This is a genomic window from Meinhardsimonia xiamenensis, assembly GCF_900102905.1.
Lineage (GTDB): Bacteria > Pseudomonadota > Alphaproteobacteria > Rhodobacterales > Rhodobacteraceae > Meinhardsimonia > Meinhardsimonia xiamenensis.
On record NZ_FNFV01000001.1, the window covers coordinates 553917 to 571799 of the forward strand.

Here is a 17883-nt window from a genome sequence, read left to right on the forward strand (position 1 = left end):
CTTTGCCACGACGCCGCGAAAGCTCCTGCCGCAGCGCAGCGCGTTGACAGGGGTACAATCTGTCGCATATGACCTAAACCGAGCAAGAAAATTGCCCGATCACGAAAGGCCAAGCCCGATGACCGAGACCACCCGCGACCGCCCCTGGCTCTTTCGCACCTATGCCGGCCATTCCACGGCGGCCGCGTCCAACGCGCTCTATCGCGCCAATCTCGCGAAGGGGCAGACGGGGCTTTCGGTGGCCTTCGATCTGCCCACACAGACGGGCTATGACAGCGACCACGAGCTTGCCCGCGGCGAGGTGGGCAAGGTCGGCGTGCCGATCTGCCATCTGGGTGACATGCGCACGCTTTTCGAGGGCATCCCGCTTGAGCGGATGAACACATCGATGACCATCAACGCGCCCGCGCCCTGGCTTCTGGCGCTCTATGTGGCGGTGGCCGAGGAGCAGGGGGCCGATATCGCGCGCCTTCAGGGCACGGTGCAGAACGACATCATCAAGGAATACCTCTCGCGCGGCACCTACATCTGCCCGCCGAAGCCCTCGCTCAGGCTCATCACCGATGTCGCCGCCTGGACGCGGGCCAACATGCCGAAATGGAACCCGATGAACGTGTGTTCCTACCACCTGCAGGAGGCAGGCGCGACGCCCGAGCAGGAGCTGGCCTATGCGCTGGCCACGGCGACGGCGGTCCTCGACGATCTGCGGCGGAAGGTGCCGGCGGAGGACTTCCCCGCCATGGTCGGGCGCATCTCCTTCTTCGTCAACGCGGGCATCCGCTTTGTCACCGAGATGTGCAAGATGCGCGCCTTCACCGAGCTGTGGGACGAGATCACCCGCGAGCGATACGGGGTGGAAGACCCGAAGTACCGCCGCTTCCGCTATGGCGTGCAGGTCAACTCGCTGGGGCTCACCGAGCAGCAGCCCGAGAACAACGTCTATCGCATCCTTCTGGAGATGCTGGCGGTGACGCTCTCGAAGAATGCCCGCGCGCGCGCGGTGCAGCTTCCGGCCTGGAACGAGGCGCTGGGCCTGCCGCGGCCGTGGGATCAGCAGTGGTCGCTCAGGATGCAGCAGATCCTCGCCTATGAGACCGACCTTCTCGAATACGGCGATCTCTTCGACGGCAACCCGGTGGTGGCGGCCAAGGTGGAGGAGCTGAAGGAGGGCGCGCGCGCCGAGCTCGCCACCATCGACGCGATGGGCGGCGCGGTGGAGGCGATCGACTACATGAAGTCGCGGCTTGTCGAATCGAATGCCGCCCGCATCGCCGCCATCGAGTCGGGCGAGACGGTGGTGGTCGGCGTCAACCGCTTTACCGAGGCCGAGCCCTCGCCGCTGACCTCGGGGCCGGAGGCCATCATGGTGGTGGACGAGGCCGCCGAGGCCGACCAGATCGCCCGGCTCGAGGCATGGCGGGCGGCGCGCGACCCTGAGCGCGTGAAGGCCGCGCTTGCCGCGCTGCGCGAGGCAGCGGTGACGGGTGCGAACATCATGCCCCCCTCCATCGAGGCGGCGCGGGCGGGCGTCACCACCGGCGAATGGGGCGAGGTGATGCGCGAGGTCTTCGGCCGCTTCCGCGCGCCCACCGGAGTAAGCCCCGCCCCCTCGAACCGCACCGAGGGGCTCGAGGAGCTGCGCGCGGCCGTCGATGCCGTCTCTGACAGGCTGGGCCGGCGGCTATCCTTCTTGGTCGCCAAGCCCGGGCTCGATGGCCATTCCAACGGTGCCGAGCAGATCGCCGCCCGCGCCCGCGACTGCGGCATGGACATCCGTTATGACGGCATTCGCCTGACACCCGCCGAGATCGCCGAGGCGGCGGCGGAGAAGGGCGCGCATGTGGTTGGGCTGTCGATCCTTTCCGGCTCGCACCTGCCGCTGGTGGAGGCGACGCTCGCGGAGCTGCGGGCGCGGGGCTTGGGCCATGTGCCCGTGGTCGTGGGCGGCATCATCCCCGCGGAGGATGCCAGCCGCCTCAAGGCGATGGGCGTGGCGCGCGTCTACACGCCCAAGGACTTTGCGCTCAACCGCATCATGGCCGACATCGTCACGCTCGCCGACCCCGAGGCCGCGGCGGCCTGAACGCCCGTCACAGGCGCTTGCCCGCCGCTCCCCCCCGCGTCATTCTGGCGCGAGGCTGAGGGAGACGGGCAGATGACCATTCACATTGGCGCGGCACCGGGGGAGATCGCCGAAACCGTGCTCATGCCGGGCGACCCCCTGCGGGCGAAATGGGCGGCGGAAACCTTTCTCGAGGACGCCCGCGAGGTGAACCGGGTGCGCGGCATGCTGGGCTTCACCGGCACATGGCGCGGCCGGCGCGTCACCATCCACGGCTCGGGCATGGGCATGCCGAGCCTGTCGATCTATGCCAACGAGCTCATCCACGACTATGGCGCGAAAACGCTCATCCGCATCGGCTCGGCCGGCGGCATGCAGCCACAGGTGCGGGTGCGCGACATCGTGCTCGCCATGACCGCCTCGACGATCTCCACCCCGTCGAAACCGATCTTCCGCGAGCTCAACTTCGCCCCCTGCGCCGACTGGGGGCTCTTGCGCGCGGCGGCCGCGGCGGCGGAGGCGCGCGGGGCGCGGGTGCATGTCGGCGGCATCTATTCCTCGGACACCTTCTATGACGAGCGCCCGGACCTCAACGAGCAGATGACGCGCCACGGGGTTCTGGCCGTGGAGATGGAAGCGGCGGAGCTTTACACCGTCGCCGCGCGGCATGGCGCGCGCGCGCTTGCGGTGCTCACTGTCTCCGACCATCTGCAGACCGGCGAGGCCTTGCCCTCGGAAGAGCGCGAGCGCAGCTTCGGCGAGATGGTGGAAATCGCGCTCGAGGCGGCCTTTGCCTGAGGTGGGCAGCGGTTGACGCAGGCGAAAGGCGGCCACACATCAAGGACATGATCCGCGGCGTTCTGCTCGATATTGGCGGGGTGATCTTCGAGGGCGAAAGCCCCGTGCCGGGCGCGGCCGAGGCCATTGCCCGGCTGCACGCGGCGGGGCTGGCCGTGCGCTATCTCACCAACACCACGCGCAAGCCGGTCTCGGCGCTGGTCGCGCGGCTCGAGACAGCCGGTATTCCCGCCCGCGCAGAAGAAATCTTTGCCCCCGCGCGCGCCGCCGTTGCGTGGCTCAGGGCCAACCGCCGCAGCGCGCATCTGCTGATCCATCCCGATCTCGCGCCCGACTTCGCCGATGCGCCCGAGGGCCTGCCCGAGGCGGTGGTGGTGGGCGACGCGGGGCCGTTCTTTACCTATGAGCGGCTCAACGAGGCGTTTCGCAAGCTGATGGCGGGGGCCGACTTCCTTGCACTGGCCGCCAACCGCCGCTTCGTCGATGCCGACGGCGCGCTCAGCCTTGACGCCGGCGCCTTCGTGCGCGCGCTCGAATATGGCGCGGAGCGGGAGGCGCTGGTGCTCGGCAAGCCCGCGCCCGCCTTCTTCGAGGCGGCAGCGCGCTCGATGGGATGCGCACCGGGTGAGGTCGCCATGGTCGGCGACGACGCCGAGGCCGACGTCGCCGGAGCGCTCGCCGCGGGGCTTGGGCTGGGCATTCTCGTGCGCACCGGCAAGTACCGCGAAGGCGACGAGGAGCGCGTGACGCCGCGCCCAAGCGCCGTGGTGGACGATCTGGCCGAGGCGGTCGAGCGCATCCTTGTCTGAGCCGTGCGCGCGGGCGCGACTCGCGCTAGGCTGGCCCCATGCCCCCACTCTGCCGCGACTGCCTCACACAGCTTGACGCCGGCCCGCGCTGCCCGCGCTGCCTGAGCCCGCGCGTCGTCTCGCATCCCGAGCTCTTCTCGCTCACCATCGCCCATGTGGATTGCGACGCCTTCTACGCCGCCGTCGAAAAGCGCGACAATCCCGAGCTGCGCGACAAGCCGGTGATCGTGGGCGGCGGGCGGCGGGGCGTCGTTTCCACTGCCTGCTACATCGCCCGGCTCAAGGGCGTGCGTTCGGCCATGCCGATGTTTCAGGCGCTCAGGCTCTGCCCCGAGGCGGTGGTGGTGAAGGGGCGGATGGAGGTCTACGCCGCCGTCTCGCGCCGCATTCGCGAGATGATGGAGGAGCTGACCCCGGCGGTCGAGCCGCTCTCTCTTGATGAGGCGTTTCTTGACCTGTCGGGCACCGAGCGGCTGCACGGCGCGCCGCCCGCGGTGATGCTGGCCCGGCTCGTGCAACGCATGGAGCGCGAGCTTGGCATCAGCGCCTCGATCGGGCTTTCGCACAACAAGTTTCTGGCCAAGGTGGCAAGCGATCTCGACAAGCCGCGGGGCTTTTCGGTGATCGGGCAGGCGGAGACGGACGCCTTTCTGCGCGACAAGCCGGTGTCGCTGATCTGGGGTGTGGGCGCGGCGACGCGCGCGGCGCTCGAGGCCGCAGGGATTCACCGAATCGCCGATCTGCGCCGCTGGGAAAGGGGCGACCTCGCCCGACGCTTCGGCGCCATGGGCGAGCGGCTCTGGAATCTCGCGCGTGGACAGGACAGCCGGCGCGTGAGCGCCGATGCGCCGGTGAAATCCATCTCCAACGAGATCACGCTGATGGAGGATACCGCCGACCCCGAGTTGATCGAGGGCCACATCTGGCGGCTTGCCGAAAAGGTCGCCGATCGAGCCAAGGCCAAGGGGCGCGCGGGGCGGGTGGTGACGCTCAAGCTCAAGCGCGCCGATCACCGGCTGCTCACCCGCCGCCAGACGCTTGACGAGCCAACCCAGCTGGCCGACCGCATCTGGCGTGCGGCGCAGGGGCTTTATCGGCGCGCGGGCGAGGCCGGGCCTTTCCGGCTGGTCGGTGTGGGGCTTTCTGCCATCGTATCGGCCGAAGAGGCCGATCTGTCGGGCGATCTTCTCGACCCCGGCGCGCGGCGACGCGCGGAAGCGGAGCGCGCGGCTGACCGGATTCGGGCACGTTTCGGCCCGGAGGCGATACTGAAGGGGCGCTCGCTGCGCTGAGGGAGCCTATTCGGCGGCGAGAGGGGCCGCGTCGTCGCGCAGGCCGATGGCGGCGATGTCCTGGACGATGCCGCGCATCAATAGCCGGAAGGCCTGAAAGTTGGCGTTCGGGCGAATGTGGCGCTCGTTCATGTAGAGCGCGCGATCGATCTCGACCTGCACCACATGCTGGCCCATCGAAGGGCGCCCGTAATGCTGCGTGGTGTAGGCGCCGGCAAAGGGGCTGTTGCGCGCCACGCGCAGGCCCGCGGCGGTGAAGGCGGCCTCGATCCGGTCGACGATCTCGGCGGATGCGGCGGCGCCGAAGCGGTCGCCAAGCACGATCTCGGGGCGCGGTCGCCCGCGCGGGCCGATGTTCTCTATCGCCTCGTGCGGCATCGAGTGGCAGTCCACGAGAATCGCCTCGCCGAAGCGCGCGCGCGTCTCGCGCAGGAGCGTCTCGAGCGCGGCGTGGTAGGGTCTCCAGAAATGCGCGATTCGCTCCTCCGCCTCGGCGCGGGTGATCTTCCCGCGATAAATGGCCCGCCCCCCCGCCACAACGCGCGGCACCACCCCGAGGCCCGACGTCACGCGCGGGTTCTGTGCGGTGAGTCTCACGCCCTCGATGAGAGCCGGATCGAGCTCATCGGCGCTGCGATTGAGATCGATGAACGCGCGCGGCGCAAGCGCCAGAAGGAGGGGCGCACCGAACAGAGGGGCGTCCGCGAAGAGAAGGTCGACATAGGCGTCTTCGGAGCTGCGCACGCTGCGTTCGTCCAGCGCGATGCGGTCGAGAAACGCGCGGCGATAGTCCCGCCCGCTGTGGGGCGAAGCGAAGACCACGCTGGTTTCCTGCCGCCGTGGGCGGCGCAGCTCATAGGCCGGTGCGGGCATGGGCGAACCTCTGGACGCCGCGACTATAGCGGCAAACAGGCGTTTCCCGAAAGCCCTTGATCCCTCGCGCGAGTCCTTTTATAGACCCGGCGACCGGCGCGGGGCATCCCGCGTCTTGTTCGTTCGGCGCCGGGTCCGGCGCCGCTGCGGGCGGGGCGCAGCCTCCTGCCGAGGGCGGTTAGCTCAGCGGTAGAGCACTACGTTGACATCGTAGGGGTCACTGGTTCGATCCCAGTACCGCCCACCATCATGCGCCCCTCGGGGCGGGACACTCACGCAAGGCGCACCGGCGCCGCGACATCAGGAGAGGGACCATGAAGGTCAGGAACTCGCTCCGCTCGCTGAAGAACCGGCATCGCGACTGCCGCGTCGTGCGCCGCAAGGGCCGCGTCTACGTCATCAACAAGACGCAGCGCCGCTACAAGGCGCGCCAGGGCTGAACCTGATACCCCGCGGCGACGGCGGGGCCGGGGACAGGCCGCGGGTTCGCCCGGCGGGCAGATCAACGGAATTGACTGAGGGCCACCCTCGCGCGGGGTGGCCCTTGCCGTTTTTCGCAAGGGTCTCGAGCGGCACATGAGCGCGCGTTACGCGCGTGGACGCGTCTCGACCGATCTCAGCGAAGAACGGCGCCGAGCGCCAGCGAGGCGAGAGTGGCCCGGTCCAGATAGCCCGTGGCTTCAAGGCCGTGATCTTGCTGATAAAGGTAGATGGCGGTGCGCGTTCGTTCGTCAAACAGCCCGTCCACCGGCCCCGGCTCCAGCCCGAGCGCGGCGAGGCGGAACTCCACCAGTCGCCGGAACGGCGGGGTGAGCCCAAGCGCACGTTCGCGCGCGGCGGCAGCGCGGCGCACATCCTCCGGGACGGGCGGCAGTCGCGGGCCGAGCGCGGCGAGGCGCGCGCGGGCGTCTTCGGCATGGCGCCCGTCGGGGAAGGCCTCGAGGTAACGGCGGTAGGCCTCGGGGGTATCCTCCTCCTGTGCTTCCTGCCATGCGGCATCGTCCTTCTCCGTCGCCTGCCGATCGAGCAGCGTGATCTGATTCGCGGTGAGGAAGCCGGTGGCGTCGAAGTCGTTGTCGTCCTGCCAACGGGCAATGGCGCTGCGGGTTCCGCGGCCGAAGATCCCGTCAATCGCCCTGTCGTAATAGCCCAGACGCTTCAGGTCCCGCTGGATGTCGCGGCGCTGGTTGCGGGTCAGGTCAAGCTCGGCTTCCAGCCTGCGGGCCCGCTCCTGGGGTGTTTCCTCCAGCACGGCCAGCCTCGCGCGCGCTTCCTCGACATGACGACCCTCGGGGAACAGGCGCAGATAATCGCGATAGCCCTCGATGCTGTCCGCTTCCACCGTGCGGCGCCAGAAGCTTTCCTCAAGTTCATCCTGCGCGTTGTCGGCGGGCAGGAAGGGACGCGAGGACACCGTGCCGCGCGCGCGGATCGCGGCAGGGGCCCGCCGCATCGCCCCGGCAACGCTCCGGCCGGGCACGAGCAGCTCCTCGTCAAGGAAACGGGCCAGAAGCCGGGGCGGGCCGGCAAGCAGGGCCACGCCTTCCGGCACCGCCCCAAGCGCGAAACCGTCCGCGAGCCCGAGGCGCGGCTCGAGCCTCGCGTCGCTGTCGGCCACCGCCACGATCACCCTGCCGGGATGGGCCTTGGCCACGTCGCCGGCAATGTCCACGAGCGCCCCGATCGACACGCCCGCGGCGCCGGCGGCGAAAGGATCGAGCACCGAGGCATCGGTGGTCAGCATCCAGGCATCGCGGGAGTTGTGCACGACATGGCCCGAGACGAGAATCACCAGCCTGTCGCTGGCGGCAAGGGCATCGACCGCGCGCCCCATCTCCCCCCGCAGCACCTCCGCGCGCGGATCACGAAAGGCCCTGACCTCGAACCCGAGCTCCTGCAGCCGGTAGCCGAGAAAGGCGATGCTGCGCGTCTCGGGGGCGTCGGGCAGGCTGGCATAGTCGCGCGCGGTCACGATCAGCGCGCGGTCCTCCGCCGAGGCGATGGAGGCCACGGCCGCGAGCGCTCCGGCAAGGATGGCGGCGAGGTGACGTCGTGCAGGCCTCTGTCTCATTCGCTCCTCCCTGGCTTTTGCCACATCCGCGCGCCGGGGCCCGGCGGCGTGGGGCTCTGTCAGTCGTAGCGGCGTTGATCGTCGATGACCTTGCCGTCGTTGGGAAGGCTGCCGGGCGGGACGATCTCCACCTCGCCCTTGAGCTTCAGGATCTCCTTGACCGAGGCGGCATAGGGGGCAGGGTCGGTCGCCACGCTTTCAAGCCGAACGGTCATCAGATCCTGCTCGTTCTGGCGCGTGACGATCACGCGCGCCCGCTTCACCTCTGGGTGCCGCGCCACGAGCTGCGCCACCTGCTCGGGGCGTACGAACATGCCCTTGACCTTGGTGGTCTGGTCGGCCCGGCCCATCCAGCCCTTTATGCGCATGTTGGTCCGCCCGCAGGGGCTCTGCCCCGGCAGCACCGCCGAAAGGTCGCCGGTGGCAAAGCGGATCAGCGGATAATCGGGGTTGAGCGTGGTCACGACCACCTCGCCAACCTCTCCCTCCGGCACCGGGTCGCCGGTGCCCGGCCGTACGATCTCGACGATCACGCCTTCGTCCACGATCATCCCCTCCTGCGCCTCGCTTTCATAGGCGATATTGCCAAGATCGGCCGTGGCATAGCATTGCAGGCACAGAATGCCGCGATCGGCATATTCCTGCCTGAGCGAGGGAAAGAGTGCCCCGCCGCCGACGCCCGCGCGGCGAATGCCGAGTTTCACGCCCATCTCGTCGGCCCGGTCGAGGATCACTTTCAGGTAGTCGGGCGTGCCCGCATAGGCGGTGACGCCAAGATCATGGGCGGCGCGCACCTGCAGCTCCGTCTGACCCGTCCCGGCAGGAAAGACGGTTGCGCCGACCGCGCGCGCGGCGCTCTCGAACATCATGCCGGCCGGCGTCATGTGGTAGGCAAAGCAGTTCTGCACGATGTCGCCCTTGCCGATGCCGCAGGCGAAGATGAAGCGCCCCATGCGCCACCAGTCATGGGTCGTGCGCCCCGGCTCGTAGATGGGGCCGGGGGACTGGAAGACATGCTCGAACTCATGGGCGGGCAGGGCGGCAAAGCCGCCGAAGGGCGGGTTCTTCGCCTGCGCCTCGACAAGCGCCGACTTGCGGATCACGGGCAGGCGCGCCAGCGCCTCGACGCTGGTGATCTCGGCCGGCTCCACGTCGCTCAGCAGCTCGGTCAGCGCGGGTGCCTTGGCCTTGGCATGGGCGATCTGGGCAGGCAATGCGCGGGCAATGTCCGCGGCGCGCTGATCGGCGCTGCGCGTCTCGAGCTCGTCGTAATATCTCGTCATTTCCATCCTCTCTCGCATGGCCGGGTACTCGGCGCACGGGTCATCTCGTGACGCACTGTAAACGCCTGATCGCGTTGCGCCACGGTAATTGCGGGGTTGCCGGAATTGCAGGGGGGACGGGTGGCGCGATGCTGCGTCGCAGCATAAATGCTGGCCCAGCGGAGATCCTGTCTGTGGAGAAGTCCATGCCAGCCCTTGCCGCCCTTGCCTGCCCGCCCGTGCCGGCCCTGTCGCGTGATGAAATCGACCGGCGCGTGACCTTTCATGACGACATCGAGGTTATGGAGCTCGATTTCTCGGGCCTGCGTCTCGGCAGCGCGGCGGAGGTCAACGCCTTCTATGACCGGGTCGAGGAGCGGATTGCGGAAACCGGCGAGGGCAAGTGGTTCCTCCTCGTCAACTATTCCGGCAGCCGGGTCGAGCCGGAGGCGTGGTTTGCCTTCTCGCGGCGCGGCAGGGAGCTCAACCTTGCCCATTCGATGGGCACCGTACGCGTCGATGACTCCGAGGAGACGCGTCGACAGATCGCGCGCGATGCCGGCACCGAGCGGTTTGACCCCAACCTCTTTGCCGATCGTGCCTCGGCTCTGGCCCGGCTCGGCGAGATGCCCTCGAAACGGCTGCGGCGCATCGTGCATGAGCCCACGCACACACGCGAGGAAATCGCCGCGCGGGTGCGGTTTCTGGAAGCGCAGGAGATCATGGAGGTCGATCTCGGCGGCTTCGAGTTCCGTCACAGCCGGGACGTGAACGACTTCTTCGACTACCTCGAGGAGGAAATCACCCGGAGCGGCCGGCGCTGGTACTTCCTCGTCAACTACGGCGAGGTGCGCATCTGGCCCGAAGCCTGGGTGCCTTGGGCAGTGCGCAGCAAGCGGCTTGTCGAGGGCGGCGGGCTCGGTGCGGTGCGCTATGGAGCCGGTGCCGATGTCGAAGCGGAGATCCGCCTGCACGCTCAGGGCCAAGGGGTGCGCGCCAATGTGCGGGCCACGCGGGCCGAGGCTCTGGCGCGCATTGCCGAGATGAAGGCGGAGGCAGCGCGGGCCCGGCCTGGCGCTCAGCTGAGCCAGCGCTTGCGGCGGCGGTAGCTGCGCACGTCGCGGAAGGACTTGCGGCCCTCTTCCGACATGCCGAGGTAGAATTCCTTCACGTCGGGGTTCTCGCGCAGCTCGGCGGCGGGGCCATCCATCACTACGCGCCCCGACTCGAGAATGTAGCCGTAGGTGGCAAAGCGCAGCGCCACATTGGTGTTCTGCTCGGCGAGAAGGAAAGAGACGCCTTCCTTCTGATTGAGATCGCGCACGATCTCGAAGATTTCCTCGACAAGCTGCGGGGCAAGCCCCATCGACGGCTCGTCGAGAAGGATCGTTTCGGGCCGGCTCATCAGCGCCCGGCCGATCGCCGTCATCTGCTGCTCGCCGCCCGAAGTGTAGCCGGCCTGGCTCTTCCGACGCTCCTTCAGGCGCGGGAAATAGGAATAGACCATCTCGAGGTCGGCCTCGATCGCGGCGCGCCCGTCCTTGCGGGTGTAGGCGCCGGTCAGAAGGTTCTCCTCCACCGTCAGATGCTCGAAGCAGTGCCGTCCCTCCATCACCTGGATGACGCCGCGCTCCACCAGTTCGGAGGGGCTCAGATCCTGCACCCGCTCGCCGCGATAGAGGATGGAGCCCTTGGTGACTTCGCCGCGCTCCGATTTGAGCAGGTTGGAGATCGCCTTGAGCGTGGTGGTCTTGCCCGCACCGTTGCCACCCAGAAGCGCGGTGATTCCACCCTTGGGCACGGTGAGACTGACCCCTTTCAGAACCAGGATCACGTGATTGTAGATCACCTCGATGTTGTTGACCTCGAGAAGCATTTCCTCGGTGCGGCCGGCGTCGAGCATCGAAACTCATCCTGATCGTGGAAAGGGTCGGAAGAGCGGCCGACCCCGAAGGGACGGCCGCAGTTTCAGCCGGGATCACTCGGCGCAGTCGCGCGGGGTGATGCCGTTTTCCTTGGCGTAGGCCATCGAGTCCTCCTCGATGAGCGGGTCGATGACCGAGCGGTCGGAAGCGATGTAGTCCGTCACCAGCGACCAGGTCTGGGTGTCGGCATCCCACTGCTGCACGGCTGCAAGGCCCGAGCCGCCGTGGTTGGCACAGGTGACCTTGAACGGCGGGGCAAAGCCCGGCAGGCCAAGCTCGGCCATCCGCTCCTCGGTCATGTTCAGCGCCTCCATCCCGTCGCGCATCATCGCGGGGGTGATGTCCTTCACGCCGTGGATCTCCTGCGCCGTGCGCGCGGCCTCGGCGGCGAGCATCGCCGCATAGAGCCCGCGGTTGTAGAGCACGCGGCCGATCTGGTCGCCGTTGCCGGCGGCAAGACCCTTGTCATAGACGTATTTCTTCAGATCCTCGTAGATCGGGAAATCCATTCCCGGCGCGGTCACCGCCAGCGACTTGTAGCCGTCGGCACCCGCGCCCACGGGCAGCACGTCATTCTCGGAGCCCGACCACCAGATGCCGATGAAGTGATCCATCGGGAAGCGGATGTTGGCGGCTTCCTGAATCGCCACCTGGTTCATCACGCCCCAGCCCCACATCAGCACATAGTCGGGGCGTTCACGGCGGATCTGCAGCCACTGCGACTTCTGCTCCTGACCGGGGTGATCCACCGGCAGCAGCATGAGTTCATAGCCGTGCTTCTTGGACAGCTCCTCCAGCGTGCGGATCGGTTCCTTGCCGTAGGCGGAGTTGTGGTAGACGAGCGCGATCTTCTTGCCCGAGATGTCGCCGCCCTCGAGATCCATGATGTGCTTGATCATGATCGAGGCGCCATCCCAGTAGTTGGCGGGGTAGTTGAAGACCCACTCGAACACCCGGCCATTCGCCGCCGAGGTGCGGCCGTAGCCCATGGAGTGGATCGGAATTCCGTCTGCCGAGGCCTTGGGGATCAGCTGATAGGTGATGCCCGTGGAGAGCGGCTGGTAGACGAGCGCGCCCTCGCCCTTGGTGGCCTCGTAGCACTCGACCCCCTTTTCGGTGTTGTAGCCGGTTTCGCAGGGCAGCACGCGCACCTTGACGCCGCCGATGCCGCCGTCGCGCTCGTTGAGCAGCGTGAAGTAGTCGGCATATCCGTCGGCCACGGGAATGCCGTTGGGCGCGTAGGGCCCGGTGCGGTAGTCGAGCGAGGGGAACACCAGTTCCGCCATCGCGGGGCCGGCGGCCATGACCGCGGCCAATGCCAGGCTTGCCAGTTTCAGTTTCACGTCCTTCTCCTCCCTTGGACTGGCCCCGTTCGGGGCGTTTGCCGTCTCGGGCCGGCAATGCCCGGCCCCCATGCCCTCACCCTAGCCTCAGTAGGGGAAGGGCCAAAGCCTCAGTTTCTCCTTTGTCAGCCGCCAAAGCTGCGCGAGCCCGTGCGGCTCGGCGATCAGGAAGCCGATGATGAGCGCGCCGACGATGATGAACTGGGTGTGCTCGGCAAGGCTCGTGGGCCAGCCGAGCGTTCCCACGAGCAGGTTCTTCAGAAACACCGGCATCAGCACCAGAAAGGCCGCGCCGGCGAAGGAGCCGAAGATCGAGCCCAGCCCGCCGATGATGATCATGAACAGAACGAGGAAGGATTTCTGGATGCCGAAGGCCTCGGTCACCTCGACCGCGCCGAGATAGACGGAGAAGAACAGCGCCCCCGCGATGCCGACGAAGAAGGACGACACCGCGAAGGCCGAGAGCTTTGCCGCAAGCGGGTTCACCCCGATGATCTCGGCGGCGATGTCCATGTCGCGGATCGCCATCCACTTCCGCCCCGTCGCCCCGCGGGTGAGGTTGCGCGCCAGCCACGCCAGCACGAAGACGAAGACCGCGCAGAAGAGGTATGCGGCCCAGGGCTGGGCGGTGGGGCCGGTGATCTCGACACCGAAGATCGAGCGCGTCGGTGCGGTGATCTGGCCCGAGGCGGAGTAGTTGTAGGCCCAGGCCCACTTGTTGAACAGCCAGACGAGGAAGAACTGCGCCGCCAGCGTGGCCACGGCCAGGTAGAAGCCCTTGATCCGAAGCGAGGGCAGACCGAAGAGCACCCCCACCCCCGCGGTCACGATGCCGGCAAGGATCACCGAAAAGAAGATGTTGATGGGCGGCAGCGCGTATCGCACCCACTCGCCGTTCTCGCCCGGCAGCCAGATGTCGAGGCCGGTCATGAACTTGTAGCAGGCATAGGCGCCCACGGCCATGAAGCCGCCGGTGCCGAGGCTCACCTGCCCGCAATAGCCGGTGAGAATGTTCAGCCCCAGGGCCGCGATGGCGTAGATCAGGAAGGGCAGGAAGATGGCGTTGAGCCAGTAGTCGTTGATGACGAAGGGGATGACCAGAAAGCCGATGACCAGCACCGCGTAATAGGCGTAGCGGTCGAACCGGATCGGAAAGGTCTGCCCGTCCTGCACATAGCTTGTGTGAAACTCGCCGGCCTCGCGGTAAAGCATCAGACGGTCTCCTCTTCCTCACCGGGGTTGCGCGGCAGCTTGCGCGGGTGGCGCGGCGCGTAGCCGATCTCCTCGGCGTGCCGCACGAGCCACATCCAGCACATCAGCCCGATGCCGCCGCCGGCCGCGGCCAGCAGCAGCGCAATCAGCGTGTTCGGCCCGCCCTCGGTCTGGCTGGTCAGGGCGATGTAGCCGAAGGCCCAGAAGCCGCACCAGGCAATGACGTTGACGGTCGCAATCAGCTTGGCCATGGCTCAGACCCTTTCGATGATCTTCTCGCCAAACAGCCCCTGCGGGCGGAAGACGAGGAAGACGAGTGCCAGAACATAGGCAAACCAGTTCTCCGTTGCCCCGCCCACCAGCGGCCCAACAAGAAACTCGAAGAGCTTCTCGCCCACGCCGATGATGAGCCCGCCGACGATGGCGCCGGGAATGGAGGTGAAACCGCCCAGCATCAGCACCGGCAGCGCCTTGAGCGCAATGAGCGACAGCGAGAACTGCACCCCCGACTTGGCCCCCCACATCGCCCCGGCAACCAGCGCCACGAAACCGGCGAGCGACCAGACCATCACCCAGATGAACTCAAGCGAGATGCCCACCGAAAGCGCCGCCTGATGGTCGTCGGCCACCGCCCGCATCGCCCGGCCCTGCTTGGTGTACTGGGCAAAGGCGATCAGTGCGGCAACGAGGATCGCGGCGATTATGCTCGCCACGATGTCGAGATTGTCGATGAAGAAGCCGTAGCCGAAGGCGTTGTATGTGACCTCGTCGATCCAGGTGTTGATCCCCTGCGGCAGGCCGATGTCGAGCTTCTTGATGTCCGAGCCCCACATCAGATCGCCGAAGCCTTCCATGAAATAGGCGAGCCCGATGGTGGCCATGAACAGGATGATCGGCTCCTGGTTGACCAGATGGCGGAAGATGAACCGGTTCACCGCCCAGGCGAGGACCACCATGACCAGCATGGTCAGCAGAATCGCCGCCAGTGCCGGCACGTGCCAGCCGAAGTGATGGATGTCGGTGCCGAAGATGGCGTTGATGAGATGGGCGAAGGGAACCTGCCCCTCCATGATTCCCACCAGCGTGAGCGCGGCGAAGAGCGCCATCACGCCTTGCGCGTAGTTGAAGATGCCGCTGGCCTTGTAGATCAGCACGAATCCCAGCGCCACGAGCGCATAGAGAACGCCCGCCATCAGGCCGTTCAGCGTCACCTCGATGGCAAACAGAAGCTGCTCGGGCATCACACTGCCTCCCTGCGCTCGGTGAACCGCGTCTCAGTCATGGGCCACCCCCAGATAGGCGTCGATCACGTCCTGGTTGTTGCGCACCTCGTCAGGGGTGCCGTCGCCGATCTTCTTGCCGTAGTCCATCACCACCACCCGATCGGAGAGGTCCATCACCACCCCCATGTCATGCTCGATAAGCGCGATTGTGGTGCCGAACTCGTCGTTGACGTCGAGGATGAAGCGGCTCATGTCCTCCTTCTCCTCCACGTTCATTCCCGCCATCGGCTCGTCGAGCAGCAAGAGCTTCGGCTCCGCGGCCAGCGCGCGCGCCAGCTCCACCCGCTTCTTCAGCCCGTAGGGCAACCGCCCCACCGGCGTCTTGCGGATGTGCTGGATCTCGAGAAAGTCGATCACGCGTTCGACCACCTCGCGGTTGGCCACCTCCTCGGCCTCGGCGCGCCCCCACCAGATCGCCTGAGCGGCCAGCCCCGTCTTCATGTGCGTGAGCCGCCCGGTCATGATGTTGTCGAGCACGCTCATCCCCTCGAAGAGTGCGATGTTCTGGAACGTGCGCGCGATGCCTTGGCGGGCGACCTGATAGGGCTTCATCGGTGGGCGCTTCTCGCCGCGAAACCAGATCTCCCCTTCCTGGGGGTGGTAGAAGCCCGAGATGACGTTGAGCATCGAGGACTTGCCCGCCCCGTTCGGGCCGATGATGGCCCGGATCTCGCCTTCGCGGATGTCGAAGGAGGTATCGCGGATCGCCACCACGCCCCCAAAGCGCAGGGTGATGTTCCGGATGTCCATCAGCACCCCACCAATCCGGCGGCCATCCGCCGTGACGGTCACCTCAGAGCTGTCGAGCACGCTCTGCTCCTCCTCCCTTGCACATCATCCTGGGCCAAATACCCCGGGGGTGCGGGGGCAGCGCCCCCGCCGCGCCACGCCGACCCTGCCGAGGCGCCGAATCCCTCGCGTCATTCCGCCGCCATCTTCGGCCGCGGCTCCACCACCGGGGCATCCATGATCTTCACCGTGGCCTTGATCACACCCTTGCGGCCGTCCTCATAGGTCACCTCCGTCTCGGTGTAGACGCTTTCGGCACCGCTGTAGAGCGCTTCCACCAGGTCGGCGTATTTCTCCGCGATCACACCGCGGCGCACCTTGCGGGTGCGGGTGAGCTCTCCGTCGTCGGCGTCGAGCTCCTTGTGCAGGACCAGGAAGCGGTGGATCTGGCATCCCGAAAGCATCTCGTCCTGCGCCAGCGAGCGGTTCACCTCCTCCACGTGCTCGCGGATCATCTCGTAGACCTTCGGGTGCTGGGCCAGCTCCTGGTAGGAGGCATAGGCGATATTGTTGCGCTCGGCCCAGTTGCCCACGGCGGTGAGGTCGATGTTGATGAAGGCGGTGCAGTAGTCGCGCCCGGCACCGAACACCACCGCCTCAAGGATGTTGGGATAGAACTTCAGCTTGTTCTCGACGTATTTCGGCGCGAACAGGCTGCCGTCGGCCATCCGGCCCACGTCCTTCGCCCGGTCGATGATGCGCAGATGCCCCGTCTCGGGCTCGATGAAGCCCGCGTCGCCCGTGGCCACCCAGCCCTCGGCGTCCTTGGTCTTCGCCGTCGATTCGGGGTTCTTGTAATACTCCACGAAGACGCCGGGGCTGCGGTAGTAGACCTCGCCCTTCTCGTCGATGCGAATCTCCACCCCCGGCGCGGGCACGCCCACCGTATCGGCACGCACCTCCGAGTCGGGCTGGACGGTGATGAAGACGCTCGCCTCGGTCTGCCCGTAGAGCTGCTTGAGGTTGATCCCGAGCCCGCGGAAGAACTGGAAGATCTCCGGCCCGATCGCCTCGCCCGCCGTGTAGGCCACGCGGATGCGGCTGAGGCCGAGATTGTTCTTCAGCGGGCCATAGATCAGGAATTCGCCCAGCCAATATTTCAAGCGGTCCCAGCCGCCCACGGGCCTGCCGTCCAGAATCGCCGGGCCGACCTTTCGGGCATGATCCATGAAGTAGTCGAACAGCCGCTTCTTGAGGCGCGCGGCGTCCTCCATGCGGATCATCACATTGGTCAGCATGGTCTCGAAGACCCGCGGCGGGGCGAAGAAATAGGTCGGCCCGATCTCCTTGAGATCGTTCATCATCGTCTCGGGGCTCTCGGGGCAGTTCACGCAGAAACCGGCCCAGTAGGCCTGCCCCACCGAGAAGATGAAATCGCCCACCCAGGCCATGGGCAGATAGGCGAGGACCTCCTCCTCGCAGGTCAGCTTGTCGAACTCGCAGGAGGCGCGGGAGCTCTCGATGATGTTGCGGTTCGACAGCACCACACCCTTGGGCCGGCCGGTGGTGCCCGAGGTGTAGAGCATCACGCAGGTGTCGTCATAGCCGATGGCGGCGATGCGCTCGGCCAGGATCTTCTCGAAACGCTCATGGGCCACACGCCCCTCGGCGGCGACGTCCTTGAGTGCGTGCAGCCGGGTGTGGTCGTATTTGCGCAGGCCGCGCGGGTCGAGATACATCATGTGCTCGAGGTTCGGCAGCCGGTCCTGCACCTCCAGCACCTTGTCCACCTGCTCCTGATCGCCTGCCACCACGTAGCGCGCGCCGCAGTGCTCGAGCACATAGGCCATCTCCTCGGCGACCGCGTCCTGATAGAGCGGCACCGGAATCGCGCCCACGGACTGCGCCGCCACCATCGACCAGTAGAGCGCCGGGCGGTTGCGGCCGATGATCGCCACGTGATCGCCGCGCTCCATGCCAAGCGCCAGAAAGCCCATGGCGAGCGCCCGGATCTCCTCGGAGGCCTCGAGCCACGTCCAGCTCTGCCAGATGCCGAATTCCTTTTCGCGGTAGGCCGTGCGCGTGGCGTATTGGCGTGCGTTGCGCGCCAGAAGCGCAGGTATGCTGATCAGGGCGTCAGCCGCGCCCGCATCCCGTGCCAACGATGTTCCTCCCTTGCGGTTTTCGCCGGGACCGTTTCCGGGCGGCGGCCCGGCCACGTCTC

General features: G+C 67.1%; 16 protein-coding genes and 1 tRNA gene. 7 read left to right on the forward strand and 10 right to left on the reverse strand.

From position 1 onward, the window contains the following. Window positions 1-118: 118 nt before the first annotated feature. The 4 genes from BLQ14_RS02665 (at window position 119) to BLQ14_RS02680 (ending at window position 4961) form a co-directional block, all read left to right on the forward strand. A complete protein-coding gene (locus tag BLQ14_RS02665; protein WP_092497869.1) occupies window positions 119-2083 on the forward strand; it encodes a methylmalonyl-CoA mutase family protein in 1965 nt (654 codons plus the stop codon). Between the two features lie 72 nt (window positions 2084-2155). Then, window positions 2156-2860 carry a purine-nucleoside phosphorylase gene (gene deoD, locus BLQ14_RS02670; protein WP_092497871.1) on the forward strand — a complete coding sequence of 235 codons (705 nt, stop codon included), beginning with the start codon at window positions 2156-2158 and terminating at the stop codon, window positions 2858-2860. Window positions 2861-2907: 47 nt separating this feature from the next. Next, window positions 2908-3669: a TIGR01458 family HAD-type hydrolase gene (locus tag BLQ14_RS02675; RefSeq protein ID WP_092497874.1), complete on the forward strand. Its 762-nt coding sequence runs from the start codon at window positions 2908-2910 to the stop codon at window positions 3667-3669. A gap of 38 nt (window positions 3670-3707) precedes the next feature. Continuing rightward, window positions 3708-4961 carry a DNA polymerase IV gene (locus BLQ14_RS02680; protein WP_092497876.1) on the forward strand — a complete coding sequence of 418 codons (1254 nt, stop codon included), beginning with the start codon at window positions 3708-3710 and terminating at the stop codon, window positions 4959-4961. 6 nt (window positions 4962-4967) lie between these two features. On the opposite strand, the gene BLQ14_RS02685 is transcribed toward BLQ14_RS02680, so the two are convergent. Beyond that, a complete protein-coding gene (locus tag BLQ14_RS02685; protein WP_092497878.1) occupies window positions 4968-5834 on the reverse strand; it encodes an N-formylglutamate amidohydrolase in 867 nt (288 codons plus the stop codon). A gap of 172 nt (window positions 5835-6006) precedes the next feature. On the opposite strand from BLQ14_RS02685, the gene BLQ14_RS02690 reads away from it, so the two are divergent. Both BLQ14_RS02690 and ykgO read left to right on the forward strand, forming a co-directional pair. Next, a tRNA-Val gene (locus BLQ14_RS02690) sits at window positions 6007-6081 on the forward strand. Between the two features lie 67 nt (window positions 6082-6148). Next, on the forward strand, window positions 6149-6274 hold the full coding sequence (gene ykgO, locus BLQ14_RS02695; RefSeq protein ID WP_043868284.1) for a type B 50S ribosomal protein L36: 126 nt from the start codon (window positions 6149-6151) through the stop codon (window positions 6272-6274). A 176-nt stretch (window positions 6275-6450) separates the two neighbouring features. On the opposite strand, the gene BLQ14_RS02700 is transcribed toward ykgO, so the two are convergent. Together BLQ14_RS02700 and BLQ14_RS02705 are read right to left on the reverse strand one after the other, a co-directional pair. Further along, window positions 6451-7905 (reverse strand): peptidoglycan-binding protein, encoded by a 1455-nt coding sequence (locus tag BLQ14_RS02700; RefSeq protein ID WP_092497880.1) that lies wholly within the window; start codon window positions 7903-7905, stop codon window positions 6451-6453. A gap of 59 nt (window positions 7906-7964) precedes the next feature. Then, window positions 7965-9188, reverse strand: a complete 1224-nt coding sequence (locus tag BLQ14_RS02705; protein ID WP_092498356.1) for a phenylacetate--CoA ligase family protein — start codon at window positions 9186-9188, stop codon at window positions 7965-7967. A gap of 185 nt (window positions 9189-9373) precedes the next feature. Between BLQ14_RS02705 and BLQ14_RS02710 the strand changes: the two genes are divergently transcribed. After that, window positions 9374-10276, forward strand: a complete 903-nt coding sequence (locus BLQ14_RS02710; protein ID WP_092497881.1) for a hypothetical protein — start codon at window positions 9374-9376, stop codon at window positions 10274-10276. Here BLQ14_RS02710 and BLQ14_RS02715 read toward each other — a convergent pair. The 7 genes from BLQ14_RS02715 to BLQ14_RS02745 form a co-directional block, all read right to left on the reverse strand. Continuing rightward, window positions 10246-11070 carry an ABC transporter ATP-binding protein gene (locus tag BLQ14_RS02715; protein ID WP_092497883.1) on the reverse strand — a complete coding sequence of 275 codons (825 nt, stop codon included), beginning with the start codon at window positions 11068-11070 and terminating at the stop codon, window positions 10246-10248. The two genes, BLQ14_RS02710 and BLQ14_RS02715, sit on opposite strands and share 31 nt — an antisense overlap. A 75-nt stretch (window positions 11071-11145) precedes the next feature. Continuing rightward, window positions 11146-12435: an ABC transporter substrate-binding protein gene (locus BLQ14_RS02720; RefSeq protein ID WP_092497885.1), complete on the reverse strand. Its 1290-nt coding sequence runs from the start codon at window positions 12433-12435 to the stop codon at window positions 11146-11148. An 87-nt stretch (window positions 12436-12522) separates the two neighbouring features. Next, window positions 12523-13647 carry a branched-chain amino acid ABC transporter permease gene (locus BLQ14_RS02725; protein ID WP_092497887.1) on the reverse strand — a complete coding sequence of 375 codons (1125 nt, stop codon included), beginning with the start codon at window positions 13645-13647 and terminating at the stop codon, window positions 12523-12525. Further along, window positions 13647-13898 carry a hypothetical protein gene (locus BLQ14_RS02730; protein WP_092497889.1) on the reverse strand — a complete coding sequence of 84 codons (252 nt, stop codon included), beginning with the start codon at window positions 13896-13898 and terminating at the stop codon, window positions 13647-13649. Before BLQ14_RS02730 ends, BLQ14_RS02725 begins: the two co-directional genes overlap by 1 nt. A gap of 3 nt (window positions 13899-13901) precedes the next feature. Further along, the gene (locus BLQ14_RS02735) at window positions 13902-14888 is read right to left on the reverse strand and encodes a branched-chain amino acid ABC transporter permease (protein ID WP_092497891.1); all 987 of its coding nucleotides are present in this window, start codon (window positions 14886-14888) and stop codon (window positions 13902-13904) included. 33 nt (window positions 14889-14921) lie between these two features. Continuing rightward, window positions 14922-15740, reverse strand: a complete 819-nt coding sequence (locus BLQ14_RS02740; protein ID WP_092497893.1) for an ABC transporter ATP-binding protein — start codon at window positions 15738-15740, stop codon at window positions 14922-14924. A gap of 110 nt (window positions 15741-15850) precedes the next feature. Beyond that, window positions 15851-17821, reverse strand: coding sequence for a long-chain fatty acid--CoA ligase (locus BLQ14_RS02745; RefSeq protein WP_170068385.1), 1971 nt, complete (start codon window positions 17819-17821; stop codon window positions 15851-15853). Window positions 17822-17883: the final 62 nt, after the last annotated feature.